At 45.6% G+C, this 18235-nt stretch carries 16 protein-coding genes; 6 read left to right on the top strand and 10 right to left on the bottom strand.

Going from position 1 to position 18235, the window contains the following annotated elements; all coding sequences use genetic code 11:
• Position 1: 1 nt before the first annotated feature.
• Positions 2 to 1405 carry an ATP-binding protein gene (locus ACX6CI_RS15105; RefSeq protein WP_458774476.1) on the bottom strand — a complete coding sequence of 468 codons (1404 nt, stop codon included), beginning with the start codon at positions 1403 to 1405 and terminating at the stop codon, positions 2 to 4.
• Between the two features lie 608 nt (positions 1406 to 2013).
• Here ACX6CI_RS15105 and ACX6CI_RS15100 point away from each other — a divergent pair.
• The 3 genes from ACX6CI_RS15100 to prfB all read left to right on the top strand — a co-directional run bounded on the left by ACX6CI_RS15100 (position 2014) and on the right by prfB (position 5660).
• The gene (locus ACX6CI_RS15100) at positions 2014 to 2886 is read left to right on the top strand and encodes a hemolysin family protein (RefSeq protein WP_458774475.1); all 873 of its coding nucleotides are present in this window, start codon (positions 2014 to 2016) and stop codon (positions 2884 to 2886) included.
• Between the two features lie 3 nt (positions 2887 to 2889).
• Positions 2890 to 4443, top strand: coding sequence for an apolipoprotein N-acyltransferase (lnt, locus tag ACX6CI_RS15095; protein ID WP_458774474.1), 1554 nt, complete (start codon positions 2890 to 2892; stop codon positions 4441 to 4443).
• Positions 4444 to 4549: 106 nt separating this feature from the next.
• A protein-coding gene (gene prfB / locus ACX6CI_RS15090) for a peptide chain release factor 2 (RefSeq protein ID WP_458774473.1) occupies positions 4550 to 5660 on the top strand; the annotation gives its coding sequence in 2 pieces (ribosomal slippage) (positions 4550 to 4623 and positions 4622 to 5660; 1113 coding nt in all).
• Between the two features lie 107 nt (positions 5661 to 5767).
• Here prfB and ald read toward each other — a convergent pair.
• Together ald and ACX6CI_RS15080 are read right to left on the bottom strand one after the other, a co-directional pair.
• Complete coding sequence (gene ald, locus ACX6CI_RS15085; protein WP_458774472.1) at positions 5768 to 6883, bottom strand: alanine dehydrogenase; 1116 nt, start codon at positions 6881 to 6883, stop codon at positions 5768 to 5770.
• Between the two features lie 69 nt (positions 6884 to 6952).
• Positions 6953 to 7396: an Lrp/AsnC family transcriptional regulator gene (locus tag ACX6CI_RS15080; RefSeq protein WP_458774471.1), complete on the bottom strand. Its 444-nt coding sequence runs from the start codon at positions 7394 to 7396 to the stop codon at positions 6953 to 6955.
• A 275-nt stretch (positions 7397 to 7671) separates the two neighbouring features.
• Here ACX6CI_RS15080 and ACX6CI_RS15075 point away from each other — a divergent pair, with 275 nt between their 5' ends.
• Entirely contained in the window at positions 7672 to 8754 is a 1083-nt protein-coding gene (locus ACX6CI_RS15075) for an alkene reductase (RefSeq protein WP_458774470.1), read from the top strand.
• A 60-nt stretch (positions 8755 to 8814) separates the two neighbouring features.
• Here ACX6CI_RS15075 and ACX6CI_RS15070 read toward each other — a convergent pair whose 3' ends face one another.
• The 7 genes from ACX6CI_RS15070 to ACX6CI_RS15040 are packed head-to-tail and all read right to left on the bottom strand — an operon-like array spanning position 8815 to position 14900.
• Positions 8815 to 9012: a hypothetical protein gene (locus ACX6CI_RS15070; RefSeq protein WP_458774469.1), complete on the bottom strand. Its 198-nt coding sequence runs from the start codon at positions 9010 to 9012 to the stop codon at positions 8815 to 8817.
• A 27-nt stretch (positions 9013 to 9039) separates the two neighbouring features.
• Entirely contained in the window at positions 9040 to 10257 is a 1218-nt protein-coding gene (nqrF, locus tag ACX6CI_RS15065) for an NADH:ubiquinone reductase (Na(+)-transporting) subunit F (RefSeq protein WP_458774468.1), read from the bottom strand.
• A gap of 43 nt (positions 10258 to 10300) precedes the next feature.
• Entirely contained in the window at positions 10301 to 10909 is a 609-nt protein-coding gene (nqrE, locus tag ACX6CI_RS15060) for an NADH:ubiquinone reductase (Na(+)-transporting) subunit E (protein WP_458774467.1), read from the bottom strand.
• A complete protein-coding gene (locus ACX6CI_RS15055; RefSeq protein WP_458774466.1) occupies positions 10909 to 11532 on the bottom strand; it encodes an NADH:ubiquinone reductase (Na(+)-transporting) subunit D in 624 nt (207 codons plus the stop codon). Before ACX6CI_RS15055 ends, nqrE begins: the two co-directional genes overlap by 1 nt.
• A complete protein-coding gene (locus tag ACX6CI_RS15050) occupies positions 11525 to 12307 on the bottom strand; it encodes a Na(+)-translocating NADH-quinone reductase subunit C (protein WP_458774465.1) in 783 nt (260 codons plus the stop codon). The genes ACX6CI_RS15055 and ACX6CI_RS15050 overlap by 8 nt, the downstream gene beginning before the upstream one ends.
• Positions 12300 to 13508, bottom strand: coding sequence for an NADH:ubiquinone reductase (Na(+)-transporting) subunit B (locus tag ACX6CI_RS15045; RefSeq protein ID WP_458774464.1), 1209 nt, complete (start codon positions 13506 to 13508; stop codon positions 12300 to 12302). The genes ACX6CI_RS15050 and ACX6CI_RS15045 overlap by 8 nt, the downstream gene beginning before the upstream one ends.
• Before the next feature lie 45 nt (positions 13509 to 13553).
• Positions 13554 to 14900, bottom strand: coding sequence for a Na(+)-translocating NADH-quinone reductase subunit A (locus tag ACX6CI_RS15040; RefSeq protein WP_458774463.1), 1347 nt, complete (start codon positions 14898 to 14900; stop codon positions 13554 to 13556).
• A 424-nt stretch (positions 14901 to 15324) separates the two neighbouring features.
• Here ACX6CI_RS15040 and ACX6CI_RS15035 point away from each other — a divergent pair, with 424 nt between their 5' ends.
• Together ACX6CI_RS15035 and ACX6CI_RS15030 are read left to right on the top strand one after the other, a co-directional pair.
• On the top strand, positions 15325 to 17730 hold the full coding sequence (locus ACX6CI_RS15035) for a helicase HerA domain-containing protein (protein WP_458774462.1): 2406 nt from the start codon (positions 15325 to 15327) through the stop codon (positions 17728 to 17730).
• Between the two features lie 166 nt (positions 17731 to 17896).
• The gene (locus ACX6CI_RS15030) at positions 17897 to 18229 is read left to right on the top strand and encodes a carboxymuconolactone decarboxylase family protein (protein WP_458774461.1); all 333 of its coding nucleotides are present in this window, start codon (positions 17897 to 17899) and stop codon (positions 18227 to 18229) included.
• Positions 18230 to 18235: the final 6 nt, after the last annotated feature.

The raw sequence follows: 18235 nt of genomic DNA, 5'->3' as shown, positions 1-18235 counted from the left end.
CCTAGAATGCGAGGAGACGGTCCAGGTTATTTTTAAGGTAATCGAGATTGGTGATAATGCTGTTGCCGCTCGAATCTTCACCACGGATGACTGTTTCGTCAATAAACTGTGCCGCTTTCTCCTTGGCATCATCCATTGAATCTCCCCACACGAGGGCCAGAGCCAGGTTTGGGTCGAAGTCACTTGGGATTGGGTATGGCCTGTCTGTTGGAACATGTGAGTAGACGGTGGACCATGGGTGATCAGGGAACTTGAATTCGTTGATGGTTCCGATCCATGGAGCAAAACCCCTACGGGTATCTTCGGCTACAATGCGAAGCTCAATTGCGGCTCCAGAAAATTTAACATGTTTCTGCTTGTAACCAATTTTTTCACCAAGACCCAGGCGAATCTGTTCACGAATCAGGTTTGGTTGTTCGCCATCAATGTAGCTGATACGTGCAGAAATATCGTTTTCCACCTGAATACGGGTGTTCACTTCAAGCAGGTATGGTTGTCCGGATCTGCTGACAATCCATTCCCATGTACCAACGTTATCGTATTTCACGTGGTTGGCAAGCTTCAGGGAGTACTCAACAATCTGGTCGAGGACTTTTGTTTCGTCAAAATCGTAATCAAAGCAGGATTCATGGAAACCAGGTGCTGCTTCCACACGTTTTTGGCGACCTGTAGACTGGATGGTACAGTTCCTGGAGCTAAAGTGAACTCTCTCACCATGTTTAGAACAGAGAAGCTGAACTTCGAGGTGATTGTAGTCACGCAGGCACTGCTCGATGAGAACACCACCATCACCAAACTGTCGTTTAGCGTAGCTCTGGAGTTGTCTGTATACCCGTCTGAACTGTTCAATCTCAGTCACTTCTTCAATACCCATACCACCGCCACCTGCTGCGGCCTTAATGAGGATTGATGGGTTATCAATGCCATCCTCAATCTGGGTCTGCAGGAGTTGAGCTGCGATTTCTTCTGCTTCCATCTCGTTGTAGATGGGAGCATCAGTTCCAGGGATTGTAGGGATGCCCAGTTGATTGGCAACACGCTTTGTGTTGATTTTATCACCTAGATCTCGGATAACTTCCCAGTTAGGCCCAATAAATGTAAGTGACCGCTCACGAATTGTGGCTCTTCTGGCAAAGCGGAAATCTTCCGAGAAGAAACCGTATCCGGGATGGATTGCTGTACAGCCTGTATGGTCAGCTATCGCAAAAAGATCATTTGGCTCTGTGTAGCTGGTAACTCTCCAGGCATTCTGATCGGGCCCACTGGTAATATTACAACGAACATGTTCAGAATCCTTGTCCGCGTCTGTATATATAACTATAAAATCGAGATCAAGATCCTTACAGGCTTTCATGATCCGAATGGCAATTTCGCCTCGATTGGCTATAAGAACCTTTCCTTCCAAACTGTTCCTCGCTTAGGTCAAATTGAAAATGAAGTAACTGAAGTTTCGTCACTTTCTTGCACATGCACAAATCAAACTACACTATCAAACTAAAATCGACGCTACTATAGTCACGTGATGTCAATTAGAAAAGAAAAAATATGTATTTTTTGATGGTTTTGCAATGTACCGGTGATGGATGTCCACATCGTTTCGTTTATACTTGACACACCTTTTCTTTGTAACAACCGATGATAGAAGCATTTTTTTTGATATGATTGATTTTTCTGTATCAAATGTTATTAGTAGCTTACTCAGGAAAACCTGTCCTAAAAAACAGGTAGCGTAGACTCCGGGAACCTGAGTTGAGGTGTATTCATTGTTTCGAGTAATTCACAAGGTACTTATTCCGTTTGTCGGGGTGAGTAGTTTAAAAGTTGAGATGATCTATGTTACTGAACAATAATTGAAGTTTGGTGAGTCTATATTAGACCATTCTTCTCTGAGGTCCTTTGTACTGAGATGAAGGATTCTCTTGCTCTGTAGTAATCCCATTATTAATGTAATAACTTCAGACAGATTATTTCCCTTATACAATTTTGGTGGAGTCAAAAAAACTCCGACTTTCAATGGATAACGAACAGATAACAGACGTACAGGCACCTGATGAAGTGAAAAGTATATTTAAGAAATTGATATCTTTTCTCGATTTTCGAAAACCCGGAACAAAAGAAGATCTGGATCATGAAATTCAGGAACTCCTCGAAGAAGGAGAAGAACATGGATTAATTTCTCCCTTAGAGGAGAAGATGATTAATTCAATTCTCGAATTCAGGGAGACCGATGCCTCAGAGATTATGACGCCGGCGGCAGAAGTCGTCTCTTTTGGTGAAGATTCACCCATGTCTGAAATTGTTGAGGTTGTCATCGAATCGGGGTTTACAAGGATTCCCGTATATAAGGAAAACCCTGATAACGTCATTGGGGCAATCCACGCAAAAGATCTGCTTAAACTCTGTGCCAGACCAAATTCTGCCGTTGAGACTCTCTCAGATTATCTTCGTCCTGTATATTTTATCGAAGAGGATAAACCCATCGTAGATCTGCTCCGTGAATTTCAAAAGCGTAAAGTCCACATGGCTATGGTGACCGATGAGTTTGGAACCATGCGGGGGCTCATTACTCTTGAAGACATTTTGGAAGAGATTGTTGGTGAAATTGACGATGAGTATGATGACGAAGAGCAGTTCCTTGATGTTATCTCCGAGGGCGTTGTTGATGTCCATGGTTGGGTAGATATTGAAAAAATTGAAGAATATTATCAGTTGGAGATGCCGGATGGGCCCTTTGAGTCTGTTGGCGGACTGGTTATTCATATGCTGGGGAGACTTGCCCGAATGGGGGACACTGTGGAGGTGGCCGGCCTGGAGTTTTCTGTTATCAGTGCAAGTACCAGACAGATAAAAAAAATCAGGGTAACCCGCGTTCTGGAGGAAGAATAGGCTGTGTCATTTTTTTTGAGTAGACATTTTCTCCTGGCGTCGCTTACCGGAGTCCTGCTCTGGATAGCCTTTCCTGGCGGTGGTGAACTCTGGCCCCTGGTTTTTGTTGCCCTTGTTCCACTGCTCTTTGCTATCAACAACAGCTCTTTGAAAAACAGTTTGCTCGTGGGGTTGAGTTGTGGTTTGACCCACTATCTTTTGCTGTTGTACTGGGTGGTTATTGTTCTTGGTAAATATGGGGGTATGCCCTGGTTTGTCTCTATCCAGGGACTGGTCCTTCTCGCTCTTTATATGAGTTTTTATCTTATTGCTTTTGTAATTGGAGCACGAATCTTTTTAACAACCACACCTGTCTGGCTGAGTTTATGGATGTTACCTGCTCTTTGGGTTGGTATAGATTGGGCCCGGGGCCTCTTTTTGACCGGTTTTCCATGGATGGATGTTGGCTATTCGCTCTATGAAGTTCCATACCTGATACAGATAGCGGATATCTTTGGGCATCATGGGGTTACGTTTTGTATTGTATTGAGCAACTGCCTTATCTTTTTTCTCTTAAGTAATCCACTGAAACCTGGGCGAGCTTTTAGTCTTGTGCCTGCAGGTCTTGTGCTGGCTCTTGCCTGTTTTTACTCTGCAAACAGGTATGATGAAGTGAAAACCTCGTTTGAGGCTGCTACTGAATCTGTGGTTACGGTGGGTGTTGTTCAGGGCAATATAAAGCAGGAGCAGAAGTGGTCAGCAGAGATACAGCAAAAAACTGTACTCACTTACACAAGTATGACCGAATCCCTGCTTGAGGGAGATCTTCCTGACTTGACCGTCTGGCCTGAAACAGCACTTCCGTTTTACCCACCCTCAAATAAGTCGATGGTTCCACTTTTTGCCTTTGTTGCAGATAATACAACAGCAGTCCTGACTGGTGCGCCGTGGTATGAAATTATTGACCCTAAGGCGCGCAAGATAAAGTTTTATAATAGTGCTGTACTTCTCGGGGCTGATGGGCTCTATCACGGGAAATATTATAAAACACACCTTGTTCCTTTTGGTGAGTATGTCCCCTTTAAACGTTTTTTACCGTTTCTGGCACCACTTGTGGAAGCTGTAGGAGATTTTACTTCAGGAACAATAGAGTCCCCCCTTATCCATGGGAAGAGTAAGATCGGTGTGCTTATCTGCTTTGAATCTGTTTTTCCAGAGTTGAGTCGACAGTGGGCGGTTGCGGGGGCCAATATCCTCGTTAATTTGACTAATGATGCCTGGTATGGTAAGTCGAGTGCCCCTTATCAGAGCCTTGCAATGACGGTTTTACGAGCTGTTGAAACAAGGCGCAGTGTTGTTCGCTCTGCCAATACAGGGATTTCGGCATTTATTACTCCCTTGGGGGAGATAAGTAAGAAATCTGATATTTTTGTTCCCTGGGCAGAAAAGGGTAAATTAACACTGAGTGATGAAAAGACAGTCTGGGTCAGATATGGATATAATTTTGCCCCGATTTGTTTAGGACTTGCAGTGATGGGGCTTATCTTGACTGTTCTCTTGGCCAGGAGGGATGATTGAGACTGATGGGAAATTGAAATACACTCCATAGAGAGCAACCCTAGAGCAACTCGTAAGGGCTGTATGGAGCTGCAATAGTAATAACTAGAATATAAGAGGTAGTAGTATGGCAATTGATACAGGTGCTGCAGTTTCTAAGCAGAAGATTGGTGATTTGAAGGGTCGTTTGCTCGCTCTGAAGGAGCATCTTTGACTTAGCCAGGAAAAAAGATCGCCTTGAAGAACTGGAGCGACAGACTCTGGCTCCCAATTTTTGGAATGATACCGACACTGCACAGGTTGTTCAAAAGGAACATGGGCAGCTTCAGGATGTGATTAATAACTGGGACCAGCAGTGGAAAGAGCTTGAGGATACCGAGCTGTTTCTTGAGATGGTTGTGGAAGAAAAAGATCCTGATCTGGAAGAGGAGATTGCTGAAAAAATTGTTGCTATGGACGGTCAGCTTGCCCAGGCAGAGCTTGAGTGTATGCTTAGTGGAGAGCATGATAATTCCAATGCAATTGTAGCAATTCACGCAGGGGCTGGCGGTACTGAGGCCCAGGACTGGGTGAGTATTTTAATGAGGATGTATCTTCGCTGGGCTGAAGATAGAGGTTTTAAAACCAAAATCCTCGATTATCTTGCTGGTGATGAAGCTGGTGTAAAAAGTGTGACCATCATGTTCTCCGGAAGATACGCATACGGCTATCTCAGATCAGAGCTTGGAATACACAGGCTTGTTCGGATCTCGCCCTTTGATGCAAGTGGGAGAAGACACACCTCCTTTGCCTCTGTGATGGTTATGCCTGAGCTTGATGATTCCATTACTGTGGAGATCGAGGATAAGGATCTGCGGGTAGATACCTACCGAGCCAGCGGCGCTGGTGGGCAGCATGTTAACAAGACAGATTCCGCAATTCGTCTGACACATTTACCTACAGGAGTTGTGGTTCAGTGCCAGAATGAGAGGTCCCAGCATAGAAACAAAGAGACGGCCATGAAGATGCTGGCAGCTCAATTGTACGAACTTGAAAAGCAGAAGAATGCTGAACGGCAGGAAGGGCTTTCGGGTGATAAAAAGGGAATATCCTGGGGGAGTCAGATCCGGTCCTATGTTCTGCAGCCGTACAGATTAATTAAAGATCACAGAACCGAGCATGAAACCGGTAATGTTGATTCGGTTTTAGACGGAAATCTTGATCCTTTTATTAAGGCTTATCTGTTGTGGGGCAAGTAAGCTCTTTGTTGATCGTTTAGTATAGCAGGTAATATTATAAACTAAAAAAGGCCGGCTCCAATTAAGGAGTCGGCCTTTTTTATTTACTGCTATAGAATCAGTAGATCTTACTTCAAAACGTCAGCTGAAGGGGTGTAGTCCAGGTCAAAAGCTTCAGCAACGGCCTTGTAGGTGATCTTGCCTTCAACAACGTTAAGACCGCGCTCGATCTCAACGTTGTCGATACATGCTTTCTTCCAGCCCTTATTGGCAATTGCCACAGCATATGGGAGGGTTGCGTTGGTAAGAGCAAGAGTAGAAGTCTTTGCAACAGCGCCAGGCATGTTGGCAACACAGTAATGTACAACGCCATCGACTACATAGGTAGGCTCTGCGTGGGTGGTTGCCTTAGAAGTCTCAATACATCCGCCCTGATCGATTGCAACATCCACGATAACAGAACCGTCTTTCATGTCTTTGAGCATATCTTTGGTGATAAGCTTTGGAGCCTTTGCACCGGGGATAAGTACAGCGCCGATAACGAGATCAGCTTTAGTAACATATTCTTTAAGAATTGCTGGATTTGACATAACTGGGAAAACGTTTGCAGGCATAACGTCATCAAGATATGCAAGTCTTTCAAGATTCGTGTCAAGCATGTATACCTGAGCGCCAAGACCTGCTGCCATCTTAGCTGCATTGATACCAACAACACCGCCACCAATAACAACAACGGTAGCAGGAGCAACACCTTTAACACCACCGAGAAGTACGCCCATGCCGCCCTGTGGCATTTCAAGATATTTTGCACCTTCTTGAGCGGCCATACGACCGGCAACTTCACTCATAGGTACGAGCAGTGGAAGAGAACCGTCTGCTTTCTCGATGGTCTCGTAAGCGATGTTAATAGACTTTGCCTTAACAAGTGCTTCGGTCTGTGGCAGGTCTGCAGCGAGGTGCAGGTAGGTGAAGACAATCTGACCTTCACGGATCAAGTCGTATTCAGATGGTTGTGGCTCTTTAACGTGCATAACCATGTCGCAAGCATCAAATACTTCTTTAGGAGTGTCGGCAATGGATGCTCCGGCAGCAGTGTATTCTGCATCAGGGTAACCGGCACCAGCACCGGCATTTTTCTCAACGATGACCTTATGGCCGTTGGCAATCATAGTTGCAACGCCGGAAGGTACCATACAAACTCTGTTCTCTAGTACTTTGATTTCTTTTAAAATTCCAACGATCATAGCGTTCTCCTGAGTGGGGTAAGTGGTGTGGCTCCTCTTTTTGATTCCAAAAAGAAAGAACCGATGTTCCTAAAGAATGTAGGGCACCTTTAGGTTATAACCTTTGTACACAATAAAACTTTCTACGGTCTGAACATCTCCAACAGTTGCAACCTGTTCGGTGATAAACTCAAGCAGGTTATAGTTGTTACCAAGAAGTACCTGTAGAATAATGTCATATCTTCCGGTGACGATTCCTGCTGAAACGACCCCCTTTAATTTACTAAACTGGGAGGCCTTGTCCTTCAGGTCCATGGACCCGAGCTTAATACCGAGATACAGCATGCTGTGTCCTGGCAGGGCATCGATGGCAACATCACCGGAAAAATCCAGAATTCCTTCGTCGAGGAGTTTATTGACACGACTCCGTACCGTATTTTCGGTAACATCAAGTGCGTCAGCGATCCGCTTAAAAGATTTTCTACCATCTTTTAGATGGCGAAGAATCTCTATGTTTGTCTCATCAATCTCCATGACAGTCCTTTCTGGTTTATTTGTGAATATGTAAGTGTATAAACTTTTATTTTATGTAAAAGTCAAATAAAATGTTTTTAAATTATATAAACCGCAAAAAAATTATTCTAAACTTGGGTTTTCTGAATAATTGGCCGCCTGACAAGTGGTTGGTATGATAGCATAAGTTGATAGATCTCATTGAAGTCATCAATAAAGAAGACATTTAAAAAATATTACTTATAGTGTTGAAATGCCAAAATAGGCGTAACTTTAACCATAAAGGAAGATTTTAAATGACGAAATTATTTGATGGATTGCGTATTGGAGATCTGACATTAAAAAATAGAATAGCTCTTGCTCCACTCACAAGAGGACGGGCAGGAGAGACCAGAGTTCCTAATGACATGATGGCTGAGTATTATCATCAGAGGGCATCGGCCGGGTTACTTATTACCGAAGCCACAGTTATTTCAGAGCAGGGAATAGGTTGGATTGGTTCTCCGGGGATTTATACAAGGGAAATGGTCGAAGGCTGGAGAAGAGTAACAGACCGATTAAAAGACAAGCAAACGCCGATATTTTTACAGATGTGGCATTGTGGTCGTGCTTCCCATAGTGATTTTCATGATGGAGATTTACCTGTATCTGCTTCTGCTGTGAAATTAAACGGTGATCAAATTCACACGCCAAAAGGTAAAAAGGATTATGAGGTACCACGACCGCTTGAAACATCTGAAATAGCCAGTTTAGTGAACGACTATAGAGCTGCTGCTCAAAATGCGAAAGATGCAGGATTCTCAGGAGTCGAGGTGCATAGTGCTAATGGTTATCTGCTCAATCAGTTTCTCGATTCAAAGACCAACCAGCGTGAGGATCAGTATGGCGGCAGTATTGAAAACAGATACCGGTTGCTTGGAGAGGTTCTTGCTGCTGTAATGGAGGTTTGGCCCTCTGAACGTGTTGGAGTACGACTTTCGCCGAATGGTGTTTTTAACGATATGGGGGGTAGTGATTACCGGGAAACATATCTCCATGTGATCAAAGAGCTTAATACATTAAACCTAGGCTACGTTCACATAATGGATGGTTTGGCTTTTGGTTTCCATGAACAGGGAGAGCCAATGACCCTGTCTGAGTTCAGAGCTCACTATGACGGTGTAATTATCGGTAACTGTGGATATTCAAAAGAAGATGCTGAAGAGCGACTAGAGGCGGGACTTGCGGATGTGGCGGCAATTGGCAGACCATATATTACTAATCCGGATCTTGTGGAGCGGCTGAAAAACGACTGGCCCCTGAATCCATCAGATGACATGAGTCTCTGGTATACTGATGGTCCTGAGGGGTATACAGATTATAAGCCGTATAAATCGTAAAAGCTAAGGACAAGAATAGAGTGAAAAAGGGAGGAGGCGTAGAAAGCCTCCTCCCTTTTTTTATTTTTTGCAGGATGCGCCCTTACCTTCAAACATCTTAGCGCTACAGCAACTCCCCATTTCAGCACCCGATTTATGGCACATGCCTGTGAGGCCATGTTTAGTTCTCGCCTGTCGTCTCTTGCAATAGCTGATAAGCGTAGCAGTTGCCAGGATGCAGGAGAATGTAAGGAGTAGTGAAAGTATAAATGTTGTCATATTTATATAGTAATCACAGATCTCAAATTAGCCAAAATCATCAAAGTGGATATTTTCACTTTCAACACCAAGATTATCGAGCATCTCAAAGACAGACTGGTTCATAATAGGAGGTCCACAGAGATAGTAGTTGATATCCTCAGGTGCAGGGTGGTCTTTAAGGTACTCTTCTAAAAGAATAAGGTGGATAAAACCGGTATGTCCGGTCCAGTTATCTTCCGGAAGTGGATCTGAAAGTGCCAGGTGAAAATCGAAATTATCGTTGTTCCTGGCAATCTCTTCAAATTCATCAAGATAAAAGCACTCCTTCATACTTCTACCGCCGTACCAGTAGGATACCTTTCTATCGGTATTTTTCCCCTTAAACAGGTCAAAAACATGGCTGCGAAGTGGGGCCATTCCAGCGCCACCACCTACAAGTAAAACTTCAGAATCACTGTCATCCATAAAGAATTCACCGAATGGCCCTGCGATGGTCACATCATCACCTGGCTGTAGGTTAAATATATAGGATGAAACCTGTCCTGGTGGTATTGCAGCCTGACCTGGCGGTGGGCTTGCGATTCGGACATTAAGTTTAATTATGCCTTTTTCCCCGGGATAGTTCGCCATGGAGTATGCTCTTGTTACCGGAGTGTGGACGTGTGACTTATACTGGAACATCTTAAACTTGGTCCAGTCAGAGAGAAAACGTTCATCAATCTCAAAATTCTGGTAGTCGATGGTGTGGGGCGGTACTTCAATCTGAATATAGCCACCCGCTTTAAAGTCGACCTGCTCCCCCTCGGGAAGGCCAATCACCAGTTCTTTAATAAAGGTTGCAACATTCTCGTTAGAAACGACCTTGCATTGCCATTTCTTTGCCTCCAGCATATCAGCTGGAACCTCAATTTTCATGTCACGCTTTACAGGGACCTGACAGGACAGACGCATCCCCTGTTTGGCGTCCCGGTTATTGATCTGGCCCTTTTCTGTTGGCAGGATCGAGCCGCCGCCTTCAGAAACTATACAACGGCACTGGCCGCAGCTTCCACCACCTCCACATGCTGAAGAGAGTATAACGCCCTGCTCTGAAAGGGTCGTGAGGAGTTTACCGCCTGGTTTGGCTTCAAATTTTTTGTTGCCGTTAATTTCAATCTCGACCGCACCGCTTGGCAGCAGGGTCTTTTTAGCAGTTACAATTAAAGTGACCAGAATGAATTGGATTGCTAAGAAGCAGATCACTCCGATATATATTTCTGTCATTGCCTGATTCCCTTGTGTACTCGTTTACAGTTGTGAGACCTCGTTACATTTCCATGCCCGCAAGGCCCATGAAGGCAATTGCCATAAGGCCCGCTGAAATAAAGGTAAGCCCTAGACCTCTTAACCCTGCAGGTGGGTCAGCATATTCAAGTCGTTCCCGAATACCTCCTAAACAAACCACCGCGAGAAAGAACCCAGCCCCGGAACCAAAGCCATAGGCAACGGATTCTGAGAAGTTGTAGTCACGTTCCACCATAAAAAGAGTCCCGCCAAAGATGGCACAGTTAACGGTGAGGAGCGGTAAAAAGATTCCAAGGGTGTTGTAGAGTGATGGGATAAAGCGGTCGAGAAACATCTCAAGAATCTGGACGACAGCTGCAATGATAGCGATATAGGTGAGCAGCCCCAGAAAACTGAGATCGATGTCAGGGTATCCTGCCCAGGCCAGAGCGCCGGGTTTGAGAAGATAGTTCAGAATCAGGTTGTTTATGGGCACCGTGATAATCTGGATAACCAGGACGGCAACACCAAGGCCGATGGCTGTTTTGACCTGTTTTGAAATGGCAAGAAAGGTACACATGCCAAGGAAAAAGCTCAGAGGCAGGTTCTCCAGGAATATTGAACGGATGATGATGTCGAGAAGATGTTCCATTATTCGCTCTCCTGTTGTTCGGGATCAATGGTACGTAAGAGCCAGATGAGTAAGGCAATCAGGAAAAAGGCACTGGCTGGTAGCACCAGAAAACCGTTTCTAATATACCAGCCACCATTTGTCGTCAGCTGAAGGATTTCGTAGCCAAAGAGTGAACCTGAGCCAAACAGTTCCCGAACAAAGGCAACTGACATTAAGATAAAACCATAACCAAGACCGTTACCCAAACCATCTATAAAACTTGGGATGGGAGGATTTGACATGGCAAAACCTTCAGCACGACCCATAACAATACAGTTGGTAATAATGAGTCCAACATAGATAGAGAGTTGTTTTGATAGATCAAAATAGAATGCTTTTAGAGCCTGATCGACCAGGATTACCAGCGTTGCGATAACCGTAATCTGTAGACCTATTCGAACACTGCTTGGTATCTGAAAACGTACGATACTGATGGTAAGACTTGAAAAGGCAACAACCAGTGTTACACAGATCGACATAACAAAGGCTGTGGTCATCTGGCCCGTGACCGCAAGTGCCGAACAGATGCCCAGGACCAATAAGGCAATAGGATTACGTTTAAAAATGGAGCGGGAGAGGAGCTCCTTATTACTTTCAGCCATTGGAGTTCTCCTTTTTCATTAGTGAAATAAAAGGTTTAAAGCCTTGGTCGCTAAACCAGAATTCCATGAGATTATCAACTCCTTTGGTGGTAAGTGTCGCACCGGAAAGCCCGTCAATCTCGTGAACTACTGCTTCATCAGTGGTTGATGCTTTTCCTTTGGCAAAGCCCAGGGCAACATCTCCCGTTTCGGAGTAGATCTTTTTATCCTGCCAGCTACTCTGCCAGGCTATATTTTCAATTTCTCCACCAAGCCCGGGTGTCTCACCGTGCTCATAGAAGGAGACGCCCTTAATAGTGGACATGTCAGCGTCAAGGGAGACGTAGGCATACATGGTGGACCAGAGTCCCTTGCCCCGAACCGGAAGAATTATCTGCTCAGTCTTATCTCCATTTTTAACGAGATAAACCACTGAATATTTTTCAACACGTTTGAGCTTGGCAATATCTTCATCGCCTGTAAGGGGGCGGCCAAATTCGTCTGTAAAAGCTGCCCTTGCCTGCTTAAAATTTGTTGGGTCAACCACACCCTCACCGACATAGCTACCTGTTGCCAGTTCAACAACTCTGGTTTCTATAGGGCTAAACATTTCTTCAATGCTTTTGCCACTGTCATAGAGGCCTGCTGCATAGAGTATGTGCTTTTTCTGGTCAAGGATTCTGTTTGCCTCCTGCATAGGCCGTAGGCCAACAGCAGCACCCGCAACCAGTGCAGAGCAAACAAAGGCTAGAACCAGAACCGAATAAAATGGTTTTAGTGGATGTTCATCAGCCATGGCGTACCATCCTTCTCTTGATGTTGGCTTGGATTACAAAATAGTCAAACAGGGGCGCAAAGACGTTTCCAAGAAGTATAGCGAGCATTATTCCTTCAGGATAGGCGGGGTTAGCCACCCGAATCATAATAGCAACAGCTCCGATTAAGAGGCCATATAACCATTGGCCGGTGTGGGTATGGGCAGCTGATACAGGGTCAGTCGCCATGAAAACCAGACCAAAGGCAAAGCCGCCGATGACAAGATGCCAGTGGGGAGGAATGGCCCAGAGTGGATTGGTTTCACTTCCAACCACATAGAAATATGTAGCACAAAGAAGGGCACCAATGAGGCCTGAAGCCATCACCCTCCACGGGGCAATACGGGTTAAAAGCAGTACAAAGGCGCCAAAGAGACAGGCAAGAGTCGATGTCTCTCCCATGGAGCCGGGGATGGTGCCGAGAAAGGTCTGCATCCAGGTAACATTGAGCCCCCCCATGGCACCGCTTATGTCTGCCCCTGCAACTTGAGCCAGTGGGGTGGCGCTGGAAATTCCATCCACAGCTGTCCAGACGTAATCACCAGTAATTTGGGCAGGGTAGGCAAAGTAGATAAAGGCCCTGGAAACAAGGGCGGGGTTCATAAAGTTGCGTCCAACACCGCCAAAGACTTCTTTAGCAAAGATGAGTCCAAAACTCACACCTACTGCAACCTGCCAAAGTGGAATAGTTGGGGGCAGGGTCAGGGTGAAGAGAAGGCCGGTTACCAGAAAAGCCTCGGAAAATTCATGGCCTCTAATAATGTTAAAAACACCCTCCCAGATTGACCCCACAATCATGGTGACAATGTAGATGGGTAAAAAGTAGAGGGAGCCGTGGATAAAGTTTGAGCTAAGGCTTGCCGAGTTGCAGCCAATGGTTCCCATAATAACGCCGCGCCAGCCTTCAAAGCTTGTCATACCGGCTGCTTCAAGTGCGATGTTTGCCTGGTAGCCTGTGTTCCACATGGCCATCAGGGTACAGGGAAACAGAGCGATGAGGACTGTCGTCATGATCCGCTTTAAATCGATGGAATCGCGAACATGGGGGGCAATCTTTGTGGTCTGGTTCGATCCAAAAAGGAAGGAGTCGAAAGCCTCATAGAGAGGATACCAGCGCTCAAGGGGGGCACCTTTTTCAAAGTGCTCCCCGAGGTTTTCCATGAATTTGCTTAAAAATTTCATAGGTCAGTTAGTACCTTTTTATTCAATTTTATTGGAGGGAGGACATTATCCACCCAGCTCCACCGCTGTAAGAACATTACGGAGAACGGGGCCAAATTCGTTTTTACCGGGGCAGACGAAACCGCACAGCCCAAGATCATCTTCAATGAGTTCAAGGCAGCCAAGGGCAACGGATTTTTCAGTGTCACCCTTTGAGATGGATTTGAGAAGCGATGTGGCGATGATATCAAGGGGCATCACCTCGTCATAGGTGCCAAGGGGATAAATAGCCCGTCCTCCACCCCAGAGAGCTGTGTTCATAGGCAGCTTCAGATCTTTCACATAGGCGGAGGCAAAGACGGGCCTTGTTGAAAAACGTTTGAGTCCAGGGAGCAACCAGTTGAAAATTGAGCGCCCGGTAGAATCGTAAATGACGGAAACCTGATCGTGGAATCTGCCAAGATAACCTGTGACGCCATCAGACTCCCTGCCACTGAGGACAGAGCCTGAAATGATTCGACTGTCTTCAAGGGAAAGCTCACGCCGACAGAGTTCCGCAAGGTTTGCCCCTATTCTGGTTCGTACCAGTGCAGGGTTTATGGTTCCGGCCCCGCAGAGAGAAACGATTTTCTCAGTTGGCAGGGTACCATGGCTAAACAGGTGCCCGATGCCGATAACATCCTGATAACCGATATGCCAGACCGTTTTATTTTCGTGGACCGGATCAATGAAATGGATGTGGGTGGATGGCAATCCCGCTGGGTGAGGCCCTTGAAAGCTGTAATAATCAACCCCACCTGTCTGTTCACAGTCAAGCAACTCTGTTGCCTGGCTGCAGTAGTGGATCGGGCAGGGGAGCATTTTTCTCAAAACCTGCAGGCCGAGCTGATATACGTCAGCTGAGTCTTCAATTATTGTCTGTGGGTCTGCTGCAAGTGGCGCACTGTCTGAAGCTGTAATAAACAGTGATGATGGTGAAGAATCGATGGAAGGGTTTTTCCCGTAGGGCCGTGTTCTGATGGTGGTCCATAACCCCGATGCTATAAGCAGCTCTCGTATGGTCTCCTGGGTATACGAATCAAGTGAAGTGCCCGGCGTACAGAACTCCTCAGCCTCATCCCCATCGAGCCGGATAACAATTGATTCAAATTTTCTCTTTTCTCCGCGATTAATAGAGGAGACTATGCCGCAACCGGGTGAGGTGAAGATTATCCCCTCATTTTTCTTGTCGGTGAAAAGCGCCTGGCCACGTGTGACCCTGTCACCCTCTTTGACCAGCATGGTCGGTTTCATACCGATATAGTCGTCACCCAACAGGGCAACTTGGCCGATCTTGTTTCCATCCCTGATGGAGTTCATCGGAGCTCCGGAGATAGGAATGTCGAGACCTTTGTTTATGTGGATTGTCTGCATGATACGGAAAACCTCAGGATAGTAGTTTTCTCAAAAAATGTCCGGAGACCCAGAAAGTACACGCCTGTGAGGGTGTTTGATCTGGATGGAAGTCGCCCCCTGAAAACATCATAAAACGATATTTACTCCGGTTCTCTGGAGTACGCCGGGATACGTGCCTTGGTAGCTCATTCATAAAAACATAATATGAATGTAGCAGTTGCTCATAATTACTATAAACTGAACCATTTCTGGCAGCAAATGTAAATATCGATTCTGCTCAAATAATGAGAATAATAATTAAACACTGACACCCATTTGGCAAATGTAAATGAGAGGTAAACTCTAATTACAAATTGTTGAATTATTAAGGAATCGTGTTAACAGTAAATATAATCTAATTCAATAGAGTGAAAATATTTATTCTTTAAGGAGGCTGGATACCATGGCTGACAAATACCCATATGAGAAGTTAGGTCTTTTATACCTTGGCAGGGAACTCGATCTGCAAAGTGGCGAACCCTCTGATTTACCGTTTTTATATAAGAATAAGAATCTCACCACCCATGGTGTCATCATCGGTATGACCGGAAGTGGTAAGACAGGTCTTGGGATCGGTCTTATTGAGGAGGCGATCATGGATAATGTGCCTTCCATCGTAATTGACCCCAAGGGTGATATGGGTAATTTGCTCCTGAGCTTTCCAGAAAATAAACCTGAAGATTTTGCCCCATGGGTCGATTCGGCAGAGGCTGCAAGAAAAGATATGTCTGTGGATGAGTTTGCAGCAGTCACTGCTAAAACTTGGAAAGAAGGCCTGGCCTTTTGGGGGCAGGGTCCGGAACGCATTAGGGCGTTACGCTCTAAAACCACAATGACCATCTACACCCCCGGTAGTAGTGCCGGAGTTCCAATTTCAGTTCTCAGTGGTTTTCTGGCCCCTGATGAGTCTGTTCTCGCAGACACTGATACACTCAATAGCCTTGTGGGTGCCACCACTACAAGCCTGCTCGCCCTTGTGAATATTGATGGTGATCCGCTCCAGAGCAAAGAGCATATACTCCTGAGTTCACTGCTGCTCCATTTCTGGCGGAAAGGGGAAGACCTTTCCATAGAAGCACTTATCGGGCAGATCGTGAGTCCTCCATTTACCAAGGTGGGAGTATTTTCTCTTGATACATTCTACCCTCAAAAGGATCGGATGTCCCTTGCCATGACCCTCAATAATATTCTGGCAAGCCCAACCTTTGCGGCCTGGACAGAAGGGGAACCACTGGATATTCAGAAAATACTTTACGGGGATAACGGTACTCCACAAACAGCTATTTTTTCAATTTCTCATCTCAGTGATGCGGAAAGAATGTTTTTTGTGACCATGCTCCTCAATCAGTTTATTGGTTGGATGCGGAGACAGCGGGGGGCATCCTCTCTAAAGGCCCTGCTCTATATGGATGAGATTTTCGGTTATTTCCCACCAACGGCCAATCCACCCTCAAAAAAGCCCATGATGCTCTTGTTAAAGCAGGCTCGAGCCTTTGGGGTAGGTGTCGTTCTTTCAACCCAGAATCCTGTAGATCTTGATTATAAGGGCTTATCCAACATCGGGACATGGTTTGTGGGCAGGTTACAGACCAGGCAGGATCAGGAAAAGGTTGTTGAAGGCATTGTTGGAGCCAGTGATGGAAATCTGGATGCACCTAAGGTTCGTTCTCTACTCTCTGATATGAAGGGACGGCAGTTTTTAATGAATTCTGCCCATGTAGATGAACCGGTGCTGTTTGAGACCCGTTGGGTCATGTCATATCTGAAGGGACCTATTTCCAAAAACGATATAAAAAAACTCATGGCAGGTGGGAAGGGTGCGGTAGCGCCTGATAGTAATCTGACCGAGCAAGAATCGGCAGGATCTGGCCCAACAGCTCGTGGGGCTGGATTGCCGCCAGTTGTGTCGAAAAACATCGAGCAACTCTATTATATGCACAATGTTATACATGAGGAAAACTGCCTCAGGCCACGGCTTGGTCTTGCCGCCTCAGTGCGGTTTTTCAACGCCAAACGAAATATTGATAGGGTTATTGAACTTAATGAACAGCTCCAGTTAGATGAGACATTTTCCCGCCCGGACTGGGAAAGTAGTTTTGTCCCCGAGTACACTCTTGATGACTGTGTCACAACCCCACCCACTGATAGTCATTACTATCCCCTTCCAGACGGTTTTGCAGACTTAAAAGATCTCAAAAGTCTTACGAAATCTTTTTCCGACTACCTCTATCAGAATAGGCGGCTGGAGCTGTTTCGGGTAACCACCTTGGGGCTGGAGTCTGACCCGGAGGAACCCTTGGTCGATTTTAAGGTACGCCTGAGTGATCATCTGCGTGAGAAGAAGGAAGAAGCCATAGAAAAATTGGAGTCAAAGTATCGAACTAAGCAGGAAAGACTGGAACAAAAACTTCAAAGAGCCATGGCAAAGGTTGATAAGGAGGAGCAGGACGTTCAGTCTAAGACCACAGATTCAATTATTTCCTTTGGAGCGGCTATCGTGGGAGCATTTTTTGGTAGGAAAAAACTCTCAGCCACAAATATTGGCAAGGCGGCTACAGGAATCCGCAATGTTGGCAGGGTTTCTAAGGAAAAAAGTGATGTGAAAAGAGCCGAGCAGGCTGTGCAGGATGTGCAGGCAGCCATAGATGAGCTTGCCATAGAAATTGAGGATAAGGTGCTTGAGCTTGGTGACAATTATGAGGTGGATAACTTTGAAATAGAGACCTTTGCAATCAAACCAAGACGCTCAGATATTTTTGATCTGCGCGTAGCCGTTGTCTGGGAGTTGGTCGTAGCACAAGAAGGTTAATGAGCTCTTTGTTCGGATAGGTGAAAAAGTTATAAAAGCGTTATGAAATCATTTGCTTTTTACTCTAGATGTGATGTAGTTAGAGGGAAGAGAGGAACTTGGTATTCTGAACAGGCCAAAAGGGGTGCCGAGGATATAGTGTTAATTGCAATCAACAGGATTTGCCATGACTAAGGATCACATCCCGAGTAGAACCTACCATGACGTATCAAAGCGGTATCCTGATGTTATTAGTGCCGTTCAAGAGTTGGGCTCAACAGTACGTGCGAGTGGACCACTGGATGATAAAACAAGCCATCTCATTCAACTTGCAGCAGCTGCCGCAGCAAGGTCTGAAGGCTCAGTTCATTCACATACCCGAAGGGCCCAAAAAGCTGGTGCTACCAGGGAGGAAATTTACCACACCCTGTTGTTGTTAATCTCTACCATTGGTTTCCCTCAGACCATGGCAGCCATTTCATGGTGTCGTGATATTCTGGAAGGGGAAGGGGGAGAGTAAGTCTTT

The sequence above is a fragment of the Desulforhopalus glucosivorans genome (assembly GCF_054397165.1).
The sequence above is the reverse complement of the archived record's forward strand: the minus strand, read 5'-3'. Positions and strand labels throughout refer to the sequence as shown.

Bases quoted from the DNA above. Each gene is read 5' to 3' on its own strand.
- ACX6CI_RS15100 (WP_458774475.1), top strand. From the start codon at position 2,014: ATGGATAACGAACAGATAACAGACGTACAGGCACCTGATGAAGTGAAA.
- ald (WP_458774472.1), bottom strand. From the start codon at position 6,883: ATGATCGTTGGAATTTTAAAAGAAATCAAAGTACTAGAGAACAGAGTT.
- ACX6CI_RS15080 (WP_458774471.1), bottom strand. From the start codon at position 7,396: ATGGAGATTGATGAGACAAACATAGAGATTCTTCGCCATCTAAAAGAT.
- ACX6CI_RS15075 (WP_458774470.1), top strand. From the start codon at position 7,672: ATGACGAAATTATTTGATGGATTGCGTATTGGAGATCTGACATTAAAA.
- ACX6CI_RS15070 (WP_458774469.1), bottom strand. From the start codon at position 9,012: ATGACAACATTTATACTTTCACTACTCCTTACATTCTCCTGCATCCTG.
- nqrF (WP_458774468.1), bottom strand. From the start codon at position 10,257: ATGACAGAAATATATATCGGAGTGATCTGCTTCTTAGCAATCCAATTC.
- nqrE (WP_458774467.1), bottom strand. From the start codon at position 10,909: ATGGAACATCTTCTCGACATCATCATCCGTTCAATATTCCTGGAGAAC.
- ACX6CI_RS15055 (WP_458774466.1), bottom strand. From the start codon at position 11,532: ATGGCTGAAAGTAATAAGGAGCTCCTCTCCCGCTCCATTTTTAAACGT.
- ACX6CI_RS15050 (WP_458774465.1), bottom strand. From the start codon at position 12,307: ATGGCTGATGAACATCCACTAAAACCATTTTATTCGGTTCTGGTTCTA.
- ACX6CI_RS15045 (WP_458774464.1), bottom strand. From the start codon at position 13,508: ATGAAATTTTTAAGCAAATTCATGGAAAACCTCGGGGAGCACTTTGAA.
- ACX6CI_RS15040 (WP_458774463.1), bottom strand. From the start codon at position 14,900: ATGCAGACAATCCACATAAACAAAGGTCTCGACATTCCTATCTCCGGA.
- ACX6CI_RS15035 (WP_458774462.1), top strand. From the start codon at position 15,325: ATGGCTGACAAATACCCATATGAGAAGTTAGGTCTTTTATACCTTGGC.
- ACX6CI_RS15030 (WP_458774461.1), top strand. From the start codon at position 17,897: ATGACTAAGGATCACATCCCGAGTAGAACCTACCATGACGTATCAAAG.